A 15,507-nucleotide genomic window follows, 5' to 3' on the forward strand; every position below is an offset into this window, starting at 1 on the left:
CATCGCGGTCGCTCAGATCAAACTCCACAAAACCGTCGGTGTCGTCGTCGCATTCCTCCAAGGCCATTGGCATGTTCGCAACTGGATTGCCCAATACCTCTAGTTCTAAGGTGGTGACTGCATAACATTCATTATTAACATTATCTTCTAAACGCGCATAAATAGTTTGGTTGTTGGGTGTAACATTGTTATAAGAAGTAGGCAATGGAGATGCATTATTTTCAGCATCAGCTTGATTTAAATGATATGTTACAGTAACATCATCCGGATCGTTTGTTCCTATAATTTCAGCGTCTCTATCGGTTAGAGTGAACGTTCCTATTCCATCAGTTATATCGCCATCACAAACTTGTAATGGACTAATTGTATTTCCTATCGTAAGATCACTAAACAACAATTGAAATGAAGTAGTATCAAAACACTCTTGTGAATCATCAGCTATTCTAACCCATATGGTCTGTGGATTAGAAATGTTAATATAATTAGATGGTAAAGCACCAACATTATCGATAGCATCTTGTTCGGTGAGATGATAAGTTATGGTGAAATCATTAGAATCTTGACTTCCTAACACATCATCATCATTTTCTGATAAATCAAATTCTGCAGTGGCATCTGCATCACAAATAGATAAATCAGAAGCTGCATTTGCAACAGGACTTGGTCTAAACTCAACCAAAATACTGTCCGAAGTTTCGCAACCCGGAGCAAATTCAACTTCGACAAAGTAATATCCTTCGTCTGTTATATTAATTGTAGGACCTGTTTCTCCATTAATAAGAGTAGCATCATTAAGATCATCAGAATCTGGAGAATAATACCATGTATGTGTTGCTGTAGGAGCCTCAGTATCTAGGGTTATTGCATTACCACCACATTCTGCAGTACCAGCAGCAATTGTTATATCATCTCCTAAATCACCACCTAAATTGAAACTTCCAGCTTCTAAAAAGATAGCTGAATCCCATATAGAATCACCTTCATCGGCCGCCACCAATTTAATTTCGTAGGTTGTATTAGGAATTACTGTTGCTGATGCTGTAAGCACAACTGTTCTACCACCATAATTAGTTTCACCAATATTATATCCTTCAAAAAAAGCTGGGTTATCAGTACAGTTTCCTGAATTATTAATATTTGTTACATTTACTGGTGTACCATCTGGTAAAACAGCCAAATTGGTATAAGCAACCGTTCCTTCTTCACGAAGTAAAAATGCAAATCCATCTGCAAAACTACATTCTGTAGAACCATCATATTCTTCAGAAGCCATTAAATATCTAAAACTTATCTCATTAGAAGTAGGAACAAAGTTAAACTTCACAAATGTTGCATCATTTGTGTCACCTGCACCAAAACCTAATGCGTTTTCTAAATCTGCATCTCCTGCTTGGCCATTATTATTGGAAACTAAATTGGGATTAATATTATTCCCTGCCTGAGCAGCTACACCTGATGTTATAATAATACCTTCTTCGAATGGAAAATTAACTGCTCCGCCTCTAGTAAAATATCCGTAACTCTTAGTACCTGTGTCACCTGGGGCACCATTAACCTGAAATGAGAAATTATCAACACCTGAGCATCCACCAGACACTAAAACGTTCTCCACTAATTCTGGTAAAGACATAGATGATTCTGGAAAAGCATTATTATTTACAGACACGATTGCCTGTAAAACATTAACAAAAAAAGTAATACTTTCTTGACACCCTAAAGGATTATCATCTTGAACCGTAAGTGTAACTAAGTATGTACCTGAAGTGGTAAAAGTATTTGAAACATTAGTACCTGTTGCTGTATTACCATCACCAAAATTCCAGGAGTAGGTTGCATTTGTACCATCTACAGAGAATGTTGCTCCTCCAACAAAGTCAACAGTTTCTCCAGGTAAAATCTCAACAACATTTGGAGATGTCTCTACTGGTGTGGTACTAACAACTTGTGGTGTGATTGTTTGACAAGAAACGGCACATGTAATATCTGCCTCCCATCCTGTTGTATTACCTGCACCATTAGACGTGAATGTTATAGTTAAACATCCTGAAGCGTTAGTATCTGAGGCTATAATAGTTCCAGGAGAGGCTACACCTGAATATGTACCTAAAACAGCTGCAGTGGTATCGTCCCCATCATAAATTGTTAAAACATCTGCGTTTAGCTGAGTGCTAAAATCTAAAAAATCTAGTATAATGAATTCATCTGCATTAGGTGGACAGATCGTAGTTGTAAAATTTTCGTTATTTCCATATGGTCCAAATTCACCACCAGAATCAAAAAATTTATCTGGCGCACATCGTGTAAACGTTCCATCTTGCATTGAAAGATCTTGAGAAAACCCAAGAGACGAAATTATAAGCGTTGTTACAAATATTATCTTTTTCATAGTTAGTCAGAATTCATTTAAAAACCTTCAACAAATGTTATCGAATTAACACTTCATGTCCCGTTTTTGTAAATGAGGACGAAATTTAATCAAATAAAATGAATTGACTTAAGAAATTAGTTACAAAACATCATATATAGGATTAACGTTTAATGTTGATATTTCATATTTTTGTAGAAAAAAGAATGCCAAAGACAAAAATAACCATAGTACCTACCTCTAATGAGACCATATTAAAATTTGAAGCTGACCGATTTTTAACTAATCACAATAGCTTTGAATTTAACAACATAGATGAGGCCAAAAACTCTCCTTTAGCGCAGCAATTATTCTACATACCATTTGTTAAGAAGGTATATATAACTTCGAACTTTGTCGCTATTGAACGTTACAATATTGTAGAATGGAGCGATGTTCAAGAAGAAGTTGCTACTCAAATTGAAGATTATCTTTCTAATGATGGTATTATTGTTACTGAAGAGGCTATAAAACCAAAAGCAGCAGTAACTGTTTATGCAGAGAGCACTCCCAACCCAAGTGTTTTAAAGTTTGTTTGCAACAAAGTATTAGTTCCTAATATTTACGAGTTCACATCTATAGAAGAAGCTAAACCATCTCCGTTAGCAACAGCATTATTCCAATTTCCTTTTGTGAAGAATGTTTTTATGGAAAAAAACTTTATTTCCATTACAAAGTTTGATATTATAGAATGGGAGGAAATCACACTACAGCTTAGAGAATTTATTAAATCATATGTAGAAGAAGGTAAGACTATTCTTAATGATGATGCACCCAAACAACTTAATAAAACAGAAGCAGCAATAGAACAAAAATTTGAGGCGCTTGATGACACTTCTAAAAACATAGTAAATATCCTGGAGGAATATGTAAAGCCTGCAGTTGCAAGTGATGGTGGGAATATTGAATTTAGGTCTTACGACGAACAAACAAAAAAAGTTGAAGTATTATTACAAGGCGCTTGTAGCGGTTGTCCATCATCAACATTTACATTAAAAAACGGCATCGAAAATATGCTAAGAGAAATGTTGAATGATTCTTCGATTACTGTTAATGCAATAAATGGTTAAAGTTTTGTAACTTTAAGTGACTTTTTGCTCACAAAAGTTTCTAAAAAGAAAATAACCTTATAAAGCAACATATTATGGCAGTATTAAAAGTAATTGAAGTATTATCAAACTCAGACAAAAGTTGGGAAGATGCAACTAAAAAAGCAGTAAAAGAAGCCTCTAAAACTGTAAAAAATATACGTTCTGTATATGTGCAGGACCAAAGCGCTATTGTAAAAGGTGATGACGTTACTGAATTTAGAGTTAACCTAAAGTTGACATTTGAAGTTAAATAATTGTAAAACAATATTTTAAATTTACTCGGTTTTAAAGCCGAGTTTTTTTATTCAGCAAAAATTAATCAATATGGAAACACAAAAATGGATAGATGAGGGTTATAATCTAATTATAGAATTTGCACCAAAGGTTTTAGCTGCAATTCTGATATGGATTATTGGTAGTTGGATTATTAAAATGACAATGAGAGGCATAAAAAAAGCAATGACCAAAGCGAACTATGATGATAGCTTAAAAAAGTTTTTGCTCAATCTCATTAGCTGGATTTTTAAAATTGTTTTAATTCTCGTAGTACTTGGCACTGTTGGTGTAGAAACAACATCATTTGCAGCTGTATTAGCTGCAGCTGGCTTAGCTGTTGGTATGGCCTTACAAGGATCACTTGGCAATTTTGCAGGTGGTGTATTGATTATGATTTTTAAACCCTTTAAGATTGGTGATCTTATTGAAGCGCAAGGAGAAATTGGTGTTGTAAAGGAAATTGAAATCTTTACTACTAAGTTAACAGGTCTTTCTAACAAGGAAATTATAATTCCAAATGGTGCGCTTTCTAATGGCAATATAATTAATTACACTACTGAAGGCACAAGACGTGTAGACTTAGTGTTTGGCGTAAGTTATGATGCAGATATTAAACAAACCAAAGAAGTTTTAATGAATGTTCTTACCTCGCACCCAAAAGTTTTGAAAGAGCCTGATCCGGCAGTAACGGTAATAGAACTTGCAGACAGTTCGGTTAATTTTGCTGTAAGACCATGGTGCAAAACAGAACATTATTGGGATGTGTATTTTGATGTTACTGAAAACGCTAAAGAAGCTTTAGACACTGCTGGTATAGAAATACCTTATCCTCATAGCGTAGAAATACAAAAGAAAGCTTAGGCCTTCTTTTTAATCGCAACAAAGTCCTTTAAATAATAAGGTTCAAAATAGGCGACATCTTCGATGTCGCTTTTTTTATACTTGAGATCAGAAAGCAATCCCATCTCATTTGCTGATGGCAATTTACCTTCAATAAAAATTACATTTGAATGCTGTATAAGCTGGCTTGTTTTGGCGACACCATTTCCAACAAAATAGACTTTGCTTTTCTCTAATAAGTCTATATAACTGTCTTCTGTTAAAACCTCGGCTTTAATCTCTCTTATCAATTGGTGATTATGATTATAAATAGCCGAATACACTTCCATACGACGTGCATCTAACATAGGTATGATAAGTCCGTCTTCAATTATAACCTGATGGGATAAACTCTCTAAAGTTGAAATAGATATTAATGGTTTGTTTAAAGCGTAGCACAATCCTTTTGCAGTAGATACACCAATGCGCAAACCAGTATAAGAGCCAGGCCCTTTACTAACAGCTACTGCATCTATATTCGATGTTTTAATTTTTGCTTCTTCAAAAATGTTTTTTATAAACACATGTAAGGTTTCTGCATGAGAGTAACCAGAACTATTGTCTTCCCTTAAAACTAAAGTCTCTCCATCTTTAGATAGAGAGACTGAACAATTAGTTGTTGCTGTTTCTATATTTAGAATAATAGCCAATTCAAATATTTAAAATACACAAAGGTCTAAGATAAAGGTTCCGTTAATCTCACTCCCATCCTGACCAACTGCAGTTATAGTTCCTGTTAAAGTATCTGCATCAGCATCGTGCTCTGTAATAGTTACAGTACCACAAACCGCAAGTTCTGCAGTGGTAACAGGTACATTATTTTCTACAGCTACTCTATTGAAATTAATAGTATCACCGCCTGTATCAGAAAAAGTGTATGTTTGAAGGCTTAAATCATCTATTGGAAACTTTATAGAGTCCTGAGGGTCAGCATCGTTTCCAAAAATTGGGAACACACAATCTCCGCCAGTTCTATTTTCTACGTAAATAGTACAAGTGTAGCCGTTGTTTCCACCAGGTGCTAATATATAAGTTCCACCAGGTGACACGAAAGTTTCGCCTCTAAAATCTCCTTGAGCAGTCTGGTTTATTAAATCTGGACAATTACTTCCTCCTCCATCACCATCACTATCATCTGAACTACATGAAAATACTAAGACGGCTATAAAAGCAAATACGAATAAATTTTTTAACATAATTAAATTATTTCTGGTTTGTATTGAATGGTCACAAAACTACGAAAATTAATCATTGTCAGTTGCTTCGGATTCATCAGATTTCTTTTTATTCTTAGCCTCAATCATATCTCCAGGCTTTAATGTTTTAGAAACCATATTGTATGGTCCAGTAATAATTTTATCGTCTTTAGATAATCCTGAAGTAATTTCAATATTAGAATCATCTTGAATACCAGTTTTTACAACTCTTAGCTTTGCTTTACCGTTATCGTCTATAAACACACATTCGAACTTTTCTTCCTCTTTTTGAATTTCATCGTCATCAATCTCTACTTTCTTACCATAAGGCTTTTTAGTTGAACTTGTATCTGTTTTTATAACGATTGCACTAATTGGTACTGCAATAGCATCTTTTCTGGTTTGGGTGATTATATCTACTGTTGCAGTCATTCCAGGTCTAAAAGGGGAATACGTTTCTGGTTTTCCTTCTGTAAGGTCTTTATAGGATTCTTCAAGAATTCTAACTTTTACTTTAAAATTGGTTACTTGATCTGCTGTTAAGTTTCCTGCAGCAGAGTTTGCTATTTCTGTAACAACACCTTTAAATTCCTTTTTTAAGTACGCATCTACTTCAACTATTGTAGAATCACCAATATTTACTTTAACAATATCATTTTCGTTAACATCTACTTCAACTTCCATATTATTAAGATTTGCAACACGCAAAATCTCCGTACCTGCCATTTGCTGTGTACCTACCACACGCTCGCCAAGTTCTACATTAAGCATGGAAATTGTTCCGCTCATTGGAGCATAGATTGTTGTTCTGGTGAGGTTATCTTTAGCCTCATTTACAGATGCTGCTGCACTCTGCACGCTATAATATGCTGAACTTCTACCCGCAACAGCTGTTTCGTAATTAGCGATTGCCCTGTCCCAGTCAGCTTTAGAAATTACACCTTTTTCAAACAACGATTTGTTTCTGTCATAGTCCGCTTTGGCTTGTTTTAAAGTTGCTTCAGCTTGCTCTAAGTTAGCTCTTACATTTTGATATGTAGCCTGACTTCTGCTCACCGCAGACTGAATTAAATCTGGATTTACCCTTACTAATAAATCACCTTTTTTGACTTCTTGACCTTCTTTAAATGGAAGCTCTAAAATTTCGCCAGATACTTCAGAAGAAATTTTAACTTCAACTTCTGGTTGAATTTTACCAGTAGCGGAAACCGTCTCAACGATATCTTTTAAAGTAACTTCCTTTACTATAACTTCCTTGAAATTTCCTTTTTTACCAAACCATCCCATTGATTTTCCTGCTACTAACAATAATAGAAGTAGGACAATTATACCAATGATTATCTTTACAGTTTTACTCATTTTTAAAATTAGTTTAAGTCGGTTATTGGAAGCCCAAAATAGAATTCTAATATTTTAAGTCTAAAAATATAATCATATTTTGTTCTTACCACATCTGATTGTGCATTTTCATAAGCCGCTCTCGATTGGTTAAAATCGAATGAATTTGATAACCCTACATCGTAACGTTCTTTAGCATACTCAAAAGCTAAGCGACGAGCTTCTTCAGTTTTTAATGCAGCTTCATAAGATTTTTTAGAATTTTTAGCATCATTATAAGCTTGATATACCGTAGACTCTAAATCTAACTCGGTTTGTTCTAATTGGAATTTTTGACGCTCTATAGCTACTTTACCTCTTTGAACGTTGTTTCTAACACTGAATCCGTTAAAAACCGGAATCCTAAGTTGAAGTCCTAAAGAAGTTCCATCAAAAAGATATAATTGATCTATAAATGGAATATCTTCACCTGTAAACGGATTGGTTTGAGAACTCGCCCAACGAGTGTTATACTGCACAAAACCAGATAAAGTCGGAAAATAACCTGCTCTCGTTATTTCTAAATCTTTTTCAGCAACTTCTAAATTGGCTTTAGCTATTAATACATTATTAACTTCTTCCTTTGCTTTTTCTGCGATCTCAGAAGGTGTTCTATCTAAAATATCAGCAGCGACCAAACCATAGTCCACATCTACTATATCAAAGTTTAAATAATCTTTTAGTTGTAATGTTTGTGCAAGTCCTAATTTTGAAATAAACAATGTGTTCTCAGCATTAATGATTTGTTGCTCTTGTGTGGCATTTGTAGCCTGGATCTCTAATAAATCTCCTTGAGGCAAAACACCAGCATCTACTAAATCTTGTGTGTTTTTAATGTTTTCCTTAGTTACCTCGTTTTGGGCTTTTAAGACACGTAACTGCTCTCTATTAGCTAGAATTTGTAAAAAGGAATTTGCAACCATTAACGATATATCATCCTTCATTCTATCTAAACCGTACTGTGTTGCAATCTGATTGAGTTTAGCACGCTGTAATGTTTTCCAATTGGCTAAACCGTTAAAAATGTTAATACCAGAACTGATAGAGCCGTTAGCAGACTCAAAGGTATTGTTCTCAAACTGGTTTGTAGCTGGGTTAATGTTAGCACCCGTATTTTGTCCAAAGCTACCATTGGCATTTAATGTTGGCAGAAAATTACCAATTGCGTCTTTTTTGGCAATATCTGCTAAGTCTGTATCTAACTCACTTTGTTTAATAGAAATGTTATTCTCTAATGCATAATTAACACATTCTAAAAGCGTCCACTTTTTATCCTGTGCATTGGCAAAAGCTACAAAAAGCGTTAGTATTACTATGATTGATTTTTTCATCTGTTGTTTTTATTGATTTTATTATAGACAGATGGAATTTGTCATTAAATTTCTTAAAATATACCGAAAAATTATCTTGACTAATTTCACAATGCCTATATGTCTATATAAATTCTAATGTGTTACACTAAATGTTAAAATTATTGTTGCGCATATTTTGGCATTCCTTGCACCTGATTCCAAACTTTTATCTTATCGTCCTTGGTTATACCACTTTTAACTTCAACGAAAATACCATCGCTAATACCTAATTCCAGAGGTTTTTTCTCAAACTCCTGATCACCTACTTCAATCTCCACAAATGGCTTTTTTGTTTCTTTATCATATTGCACCAAAGCCTCTTTAATTGCCATAACGTTTTCGGCTTTTTCTAAAATGATCGAAGCATTTGCACTTAAACCTGCTCTTATAAATGTTGAATCTACCGTTTTAAGGCTACCTTTAATTTCAAACTGAATAGCACCATTTTCTGCTACACCCTTTGGAGCAATGTAATCTAAAACTGCATCAAACTTTTCGTTTTCAATGGCACCCACGGTAATCTCTAAAGGTAGTCCTTCTTTAATCTTTCCTACTTCACTTTCATCTACCTTACCTTCAAAAATCATTTTGGTAACATCAGCTAATGATGCAATTGATGTTCCCTCATTAAAATTATTAGCCTCAATAACCTGGTTACCAGCTTTTACAGGCACATCTAGCACCATACCAGAAACTGTTGCTCTTACTTGTGTTTGCGCTATATTACCTAAACCAGATGTTGTTCCTGTTTTTATAATGTCATAGTTTTGACGCGATTGCGTAACATTAATCCTTGCTTGCTCTACTTGTTGCTTAGCTTGTAAGTATGTATTATTTACTTGATCGAAATCATTTGCAGAGATTACACCCTTGTCAAATAAGGCTTTTTGGCGATCGTATATAGCTTTTTGTGTTTTATAATTAATTTCAGCAGTTTGCAAAGCTGTTTGATTAGATGCTATATTATTCTTAGCACTTGTTAAATTAGAAACGTTAGGTATTACTCTAATTTGAGCAATTAAATCTCCTTGTTTAACATATTCTCCAGCTTCTACAAAGACCTCATCTACAACACCAGAGATATTAGGTTTTATTAACACCTCCTCTTTTGGAACTATGCTACCTGTTGCTACGGTTTTAACCACAATAGTCTGTTCTGTTGGAGTTTCTGAAGTGTACGTTATTGGATCTTCTTGATTTTTTGACCATAGGTAAAAAAGGGACACCCCAAATACTACTACTATTAAAATTAATACGATGACGGTTGTTGTTCTTTTCATCTTTGATTGATATATAATTTATTTATCGATAAACGTTTTTTATTCTATTCTTAATGCGTCTACTGGTTTCATTTTTGTTGCTCTGTTAGCGGGAATTAATCCTGCTAAAAGACCAGAAACTACTAGTATTATAAGTGCAGTGAATACAACCTGCATACCCACACTTGGATTAGCAAAATTTTCTACATCACCAGCTTGATCTAATATGTAATTTAAAACCCATATCACCAAGGCTGCAAAGGACACTCCTAACATGCCAGATAAAATGGTAAGCACCAAACTTTCTTGAAGAATTTGACCTTTGATCATCCATGGTGTTGCACCCAATGCACGTCTTACACCAATCTCTTTTGTTCGCTCTTTAACAACAATCAGCATGATATTGTTAATACCAATGATACCAGACATTAACACCAATGCTCCTACAAAGTAACCCACTATCGTTAATATTGAAAAGAGACCGCTTATTCTACCAAACTGTTCAGATAAATCAAAATGACCAATAGCTCTATCATCTTCTGGGTGCACTTTGTGCCTTGATTTCATTAAATCAAAAATCTGTTGCTTAATTGAAGTTATTGGTACATCGTCTACAGCTGTTATGGCCATCCAACCTACATTTTCCCCTCTGTTAAAAGCTTGCGAAAAAGTTGTAAATGGTATATAAATAGTGCTAGCATCTTGCTCATCATCGCCTTGGCTATTACTCATTTTAAATGTACCAACAACCTTAAAATTAACTCCATTAATTTTAATATAGGTTCCTAATATTTCTTCTCCTTTATCGTATAGTCCTTTTACAACACCTGTTCCGATGACGCATATTTTTCTTTTTGAATTAATATCGGAATAACTTAAAAAACGGCCTTGGAGAATGTCCATTGGCTGTTGCTTAATGTACTCTGGATAGTCACCATAAATTTCAAAGGCACCTGTCTTTGTTCCTCTAATAACATTGTTAGCGCCTCGGTACCCACCTAATTGATTTCTTGGCGAAACATACTTAAGATTAGTAATTTCTGACTTTATAGCTTCGACGTCGTCTAGCTTATAATTAAAATATCGTCCTTTAGGAAGTCCTTTATAAGGCTTTGAGGTTCCTTGAGTCCACATAAACATAGAGTTTGTTGCAAAATCACCAAAATCTGCAGTCACACCATTTTTAAGACCATTTGTTAAGGCTAAGAGTAATACTAAGATTGTGATTCCCCAAAACACACCAAATGCAGTTAAAATAGTTCTAAACTTATTTGCATTTAGTGCTTCTAATATTTCGTTCCAACGGTCTCTGTTAAACATACTATTCGTCTCTTAATGCCACTATGGGTTTAATCTTTGCAGCTCTATAAGCAGGTATAAACCCAGCGAAAGCTCCTGCAATTACTAATATAAACACAGTTGTTAAAGCGATATTGAAATCTACCTGCGGATATTTAATAAAATCACTGTCTATTTGTGGACCAACTAATTCCAATAAACCTAACCCAAAAATCAATCCGAATAAACCTGCAAAAATAGTCACAAATACAGCTTCTTGTAAAATCATCCCAACTATGGACATTGGTAATGCGCCCAAGGCTTTTCTTATACCAATCTCTTTTGTACGCTCTTTTACAATTATTAGCATAATATTTCCTACACCGACTATACCAGCTATAATTGTTCCTATTCCCACGAACCAAAATACAGCTTGTATGGTCGCTATGAGAGAATATATTTTTTGGGCTTCTTCTAAGGTGTTGTTTACACGAACTGCGCTCTGGTCGTCTGGTGCTACAGTATGAAGCTCTTTTATCTGCGTTTCTATACCTTGTGCAATGGCAGTAGACTGTGCCACAGCTTCATCAAAATTATCTGCCATATTTACTGTAAACGACATATTTCTGATATTGTCTCCTGCATTAAAAACTTGTTGTGCTGTAGTGACTGGTATATAAACTTGACTTTCTTCTCGGTCTCCTCCCGGATCGTAGAAAACACCAACGACTTTAAAATTAACACCAAAAATTTGAATATTTTTGTCTATAGGATCTTCTTCTTTGAATAAATCCTTTTTCATTTTATTACCGATAACAGCTACTTTCTTCTTATCGGCTAAATCTAATTGACTAACAAAACGTCCATATCCTATATCTGCATTCTCAATAAACTGATTATCTGGCAAGGTTCCTCTAATTCTATAATTTCCTGATTCATTTTTGTAGGTCACAGTACCTCCCCAAATCATGTAATCCTTGCTTCGATATTCAAAATAGTCGTCATATTTTCGTTCTACAGATTCAAAGCTTGAGTTCTTAAGTTGAACATATCTACCAGGATTTAACCCTTTGTACCCTTTAGTTGTAACTCCTGTCCAAACAGAAATTCTATTAGTTGCATCTTGTTCGAACTGTGATTTTACACCATTTTCTATGCCTTTGCTAAAGCCTAAAAGGATAACCAGAATAAAAATTCCTGATGCTACCGAAAGCCCAGTTAAAAATGTACGAAGTTTATTTTTCCGTAAAGTTTCAAATATTTCTTGCCACCGTTCTAAATCAAACATGTGTTAAAGCTCTTACTTGTTCCACTTTACTATCATCTATTATTACACCATCTTTAAGATTAACGATGCGTTTGGTCATTTGTGCTATATCATGCTCGTGAGTTACAACCAGAATTGTTTTTCCTTCGTCATTAATCCCTTGAATAAGATCCATAACCTCGTAAGATGTTTTTGTGTCTAATGCACCTGTAGGCTCATCTGCCAAAAGCACTTTAGGCTCGCTCGCTAGTGCTCTGGCTATAGCAACACGTTGCTTTTGCCCACCGGATAACTCACTAGGTAAATGGTGAGACCATTCTGCAAGACCAACTTTTTCGAGGTAATGCATCGCTTTATCTGTACGCTCTTTTCGTTTTATACCCTTATAATACAATGGCATTGAAACGTTATCTAATGCACTTTTATAATTAATAAGATTAAAGGATTGAAAGATGAATCCTAAAAACTCATTTCTATATTTTGCGGCTATTTTTTCGTTGAGATTTTTAATTGGGACTCCATCCAAAATGTATTGACCAGAATCAGCTTCATCTAACATTCCCAGAATGTTTAATAACGTAGATTTACCAGAACCTGAAGAACCCATTATGGATACAAGTTCTCCCTCACTTACATTAAAATTTATGCCTTTTAAAACGTGAAGCGAATTGCTTCCCATATGGTAAGACTTATGCAAATCTTTAATCTGAATCATAACTTGATTGGTTAACTGATACAAGTTTAAGAAAATCTCAATATTTTTGTGCCAACAAATTGTTAAGACTTTAGCTTAAAACCCTATGATTAAGACTAAGAAAACAGAAATTTGTTACAAATTCTAAGTTGTTTTTTTTGATTTTTTTGAATTGTTAAAAGTTCGATATACAAAAAAACCTATGACCGCAACCAGAATATAAGGCACAGCCATTAGAAACATTATACCATCATTAATACCAGCAGCCGCAGATTGATCATCGCCACTTTCTAGCACTGCTCTACACATTGCACATTGGGCATTCATCTTTATATGAAAGAAAAAAACGATTAAAAAAAAGATGGTTTTCTGTTTCATTTTTATACGTAATAAGGAGAAATCATAAAGTAAACTATAACACCAGTTACTGCAACATAAAGCCATAATGGAAATGTTATTTTAGCTATTTTTTTGTGACGCTCAATGTTGTTAGTTATTGCCCTTACATAGGTAACTAGCACAAAAGGTATAATAACAACCGAAAGTAAGATATGAGTTATAAGAATGAAATAGTAAATATATTTTACAGCACCTTCACCTCCGAATTTTGTAGAATCGCTCGTCATGTGATAAGCCACATACATTACTAAAAAAATTACCGATAAAGCAATTGCAAACTTCATAAGGTTTTCGTGCAAGGTTCTATTCTTATTTTTAATTGCAACTACAGCCACGATTAAAACTATTGCTGTTAGTCCGTTAATAGTTGCGTAAATTGGTGGCAACATTGTTAAAGGTTCTACATCAAAGCCTAGCTCTCTAAGATTAATACCAAAAAGGGCTGCCACTGCAACGGGAATTATCACTGAAAGTGCTACAATCCACTTATTATATTTTTTTTCTTTTTCTAAATCAACAGTACTCATATTATTCTTTCAATAGTTTAGCAATATCTTCTTTTAAAATTGTTATTTCTTGAGGAATGCCTTCATCATCAACACCATCCTCTTCAGAGATTAGACCATTATAAAATATTAAAGGATTTCCAAAATTATCTCTTCTTGAACGTATATATCCTTCTTTATCTATTAAGGCAAAATTACCTGAATGTTCAAACCCTCCTTCGACAGATTCGTCTTTTGCTGTATATAGATTAAAACCTTGGTTGGCTAGTTTATAAATAGCATCTTCATTACCAGTCATTAAGTGCCAATTAGGATTATTAATTCCGTAGGCCTCAGCATAAGCTTTCAGAACCTCTGGTGAATCAACTTCTGGATTAATTGTAAATGAGGCTACTCCAAAATTTTCGAAATCTTTAAAATAATTTTGCACACTAACCAAATTACGATTCATTATTGGACATATTGTTGGGCAAGTAGTAAAAAAGAACTCTACAACGTACACCTTACCTAAATAATCTTCATTAGTAATGGTATTACCATTTTGATCTATAAAGCTAAAGGCAGGTATCTTTTTTGGCTTGTCACCAATATTTAGATAGGCTAAATCACTTTTAGTTCCTTTTATGTTATTAGAAACATTTTCGCTTCGACTTTCATCTCTAGTGATGTCATCATTGCTAATTCTACTAATGATTTTTGGAATAAATATGATGCCAAAAACTAAAATTATAAATGCTATACCTACGTATGAATAATTGGTTTTGCTACTCATTGGTTTGTTTTAAATCTTTACTTCTTCTTTGACTAGAATGGTCAAAATCTCCCTTACGCTTGTCTCTATATTCTTTAAACAGCACACGCATATCTTCTGCTGCCATTTTATTTTTTAACTCCGCTACTTCCACACAATCATAGCTATACAAACTATAAAGTGGCTTATTTGCTTCAATCTCTTTTTCAGTTCTATCATCTAATCGTCCTCTTTGATTCAAATCTCGGTCAATAATAAAAACCATACTACTAGAAAGATTATTATCCAACGCTTCTTCAGATTTTAAGCTATTAAACACACGCTTAATATCAGAGTCGTCTGCATAAACCAAATGCCAAAAGCGCAAATCTTCGTACGATTTGATTTCCTTAAGCAAGGCTTCAGCTTCAGTTTTTGCCTCATAAGGCAGTAACATTACTACCTGAAATGTCTTAAACCCTTTACTTCTATCGTAGACCAGCTCTTTCAAATTAAAAGCTGCTGTGGAATTTTCCATCGGTTTTTTTCCTAAAAACGACAGAATAGTAATGTGGTCTTTCAACTGTAAATTATCTTTATTATCAGGCAATTCCACGACCCCTTCCTTAACAATATCTAAAGGATTATAATTGTCCTTAGAAAGCAACATTACAAGTATAAATGCTACTGGTAGAAAGAATAAAATACTTAAGACAATATTGCGTTTTTTGCTACTTAATTCCATATTGCAAAAATAAAAAAGGTGGTTTAGAAAAACCACCTTTTTAATATCATTTAA

General features: G+C 34.2%; 16 protein-coding genes. 3 read left to right on the forward strand and 13 right to left on the reverse strand.

The window, feature by feature from the left end; all coding sequences use genetic code 11:
• A partial coding sequence (locus FC091_RS00005; protein WP_138432234.1) for a choice-of-anchor L domain-containing protein occupies positions 1-2,386 on the reverse strand: 2,386 nt, incomplete at its 3' end.
• Positions 2,387-2,571: 185 nt separating this feature from the next.
• On the opposite strand from FC091_RS00005, the gene FC091_RS00010 reads away from it, so the two are divergent.
• The 3 genes from FC091_RS00010 (at position 2,572) to FC091_RS00020 (ending at position 4,632) form a co-directional block, all read left to right on the forward strand.
• Positions 2,572-3,474: a NifU family protein gene (locus FC091_RS00010; protein ID WP_138432235.1), complete on the forward strand. Its 903-nt coding sequence runs from the start codon at positions 2,572-2,574 to the stop codon at positions 3,472-3,474.
• A gap of 74 nt (positions 3,475-3,548) precedes the next feature.
• The gene (locus tag FC091_RS00015) at positions 3,549-3,749 is read left to right on the forward strand and encodes a dodecin family protein (RefSeq protein WP_138432236.1); all 201 of its coding nucleotides are present in this window, start codon (positions 3,549-3,551) and stop codon (positions 3,747-3,749) included.
• A 70-nt stretch (positions 3,750-3,819) separates the two neighbouring features.
• Positions 3,820-4,632 (forward strand): mechanosensitive ion channel family protein, encoded by an 813-nt coding sequence (locus tag FC091_RS00020; protein ID WP_138432237.1) that lies wholly within the window; start codon positions 3,820-3,822, stop codon positions 4,630-4,632.
• On the opposite strand, the gene tsaB is transcribed toward FC091_RS00020, so the two are convergent.
• From tsaB to FC091_RS00080, 12 genes are all read right to left on the reverse strand, one after another.
• On the reverse strand, positions 4,629-5,300 hold the full coding sequence (gene tsaB / locus FC091_RS00025) for a tRNA (adenosine(37)-N6)-threonylcarbamoyltransferase complex dimerization subunit type 1 TsaB (protein WP_138432238.1): 672 nt from the start codon (positions 5,298-5,300) through the stop codon (positions 4,629-4,631). The two genes, FC091_RS00020 and tsaB, sit on opposite strands and share 4 nt — an antisense overlap.
• Before the next feature lie 9 nt (positions 5,301-5,309).
• A complete protein-coding gene (locus FC091_RS00030; protein WP_138432239.1) occupies positions 5,310-5,846 on the reverse strand; it encodes a hypothetical protein in 537 nt (178 codons plus the stop codon).
• Between the two features lie 48 nt (positions 5,847-5,894).
• Positions 5,895-7,205, reverse strand: coding sequence for an efflux RND transporter periplasmic adaptor subunit (locus FC091_RS00035; RefSeq protein WP_138432240.1), 1,311 nt, complete (start codon positions 7,203-7,205; stop codon positions 5,895-5,897).
• An 8-nt stretch (positions 7,206-7,213) separates the two neighbouring features.
• Positions 7,214-8,554, reverse strand: coding sequence for a TolC family protein (locus FC091_RS00040; RefSeq protein ID WP_138432241.1), 1,341 nt, complete (start codon positions 8,552-8,554; stop codon positions 7,214-7,216).
• A gap of 140 nt (positions 8,555-8,694) precedes the next feature.
• The gene (locus FC091_RS00045; protein ID WP_138432242.1) at positions 8,695-9,855 is read right to left on the reverse strand and encodes an efflux RND transporter periplasmic adaptor subunit; all 1,161 of its coding nucleotides are present in this window, start codon (positions 9,853-9,855) and stop codon (positions 8,695-8,697) included.
• A 39-nt stretch (positions 9,856-9,894) separates the two neighbouring features.
• The gene (locus FC091_RS00050; RefSeq protein WP_138432243.1) at positions 9,895-11,154 is read right to left on the reverse strand and encodes an ABC transporter permease; all 1,260 of its coding nucleotides are present in this window, start codon (positions 11,152-11,154) and stop codon (positions 9,895-9,897) included.
• Position 11,155: 1 nt separating this feature from the next.
• Positions 11,156-12,400 (reverse strand): ABC transporter permease, encoded by a 1,245-nt coding sequence (locus tag FC091_RS00055; RefSeq protein WP_138432244.1) that lies wholly within the window; start codon positions 12,398-12,400, stop codon positions 11,156-11,158.
• Positions 12,393-13,094, reverse strand: coding sequence for an ABC transporter ATP-binding protein (locus tag FC091_RS00060; RefSeq protein ID WP_138432245.1), 702 nt, complete (start codon positions 13,092-13,094; stop codon positions 12,393-12,395). Before FC091_RS00060 ends, FC091_RS00055 begins: the two co-directional genes overlap by 8 nt.
• Before the next feature lie 123 nt (positions 13,095-13,217).
• Positions 13,218-13,451 carry a hypothetical protein gene (locus FC091_RS00065; protein WP_138432246.1) on the reverse strand — a complete coding sequence of 78 codons (234 nt, stop codon included), beginning with the start codon at positions 13,449-13,451 and terminating at the stop codon, positions 13,218-13,220.
• Positions 13,452-13,453: 2 nt separating this feature from the next.
• Positions 13,454-13,999: a DUF420 domain-containing protein gene (locus FC091_RS00070; protein ID WP_138432247.1), complete on the reverse strand. Its 546-nt coding sequence runs from the start codon at positions 13,997-13,999 to the stop codon at positions 13,454-13,456.
• Between the two features lies 1 nt (position 14,000).
• Positions 14,001-14,750, reverse strand: coding sequence for an SCO family protein (locus FC091_RS00075; protein WP_138432248.1), 750 nt, complete (start codon positions 14,748-14,750; stop codon positions 14,001-14,003).
• Positions 14,743-15,453 (reverse strand): hypothetical protein, encoded by a 711-nt coding sequence (locus tag FC091_RS00080; RefSeq protein WP_138432249.1) that lies wholly within the window; start codon positions 15,451-15,453, stop codon positions 14,743-14,745. Before FC091_RS00080 ends, FC091_RS00075 begins: the two co-directional genes overlap by 8 nt.
• Positions 15,454-15,507 lie beyond the last annotated feature (54 nt).

This window comes from Winogradskyella algicola, from assembly GCF_005869935.1.
Lineage (GTDB): Bacteria > Bacteroidota > Bacteroidia > Flavobacteriales > Flavobacteriaceae > Winogradskyella > Winogradskyella algicola.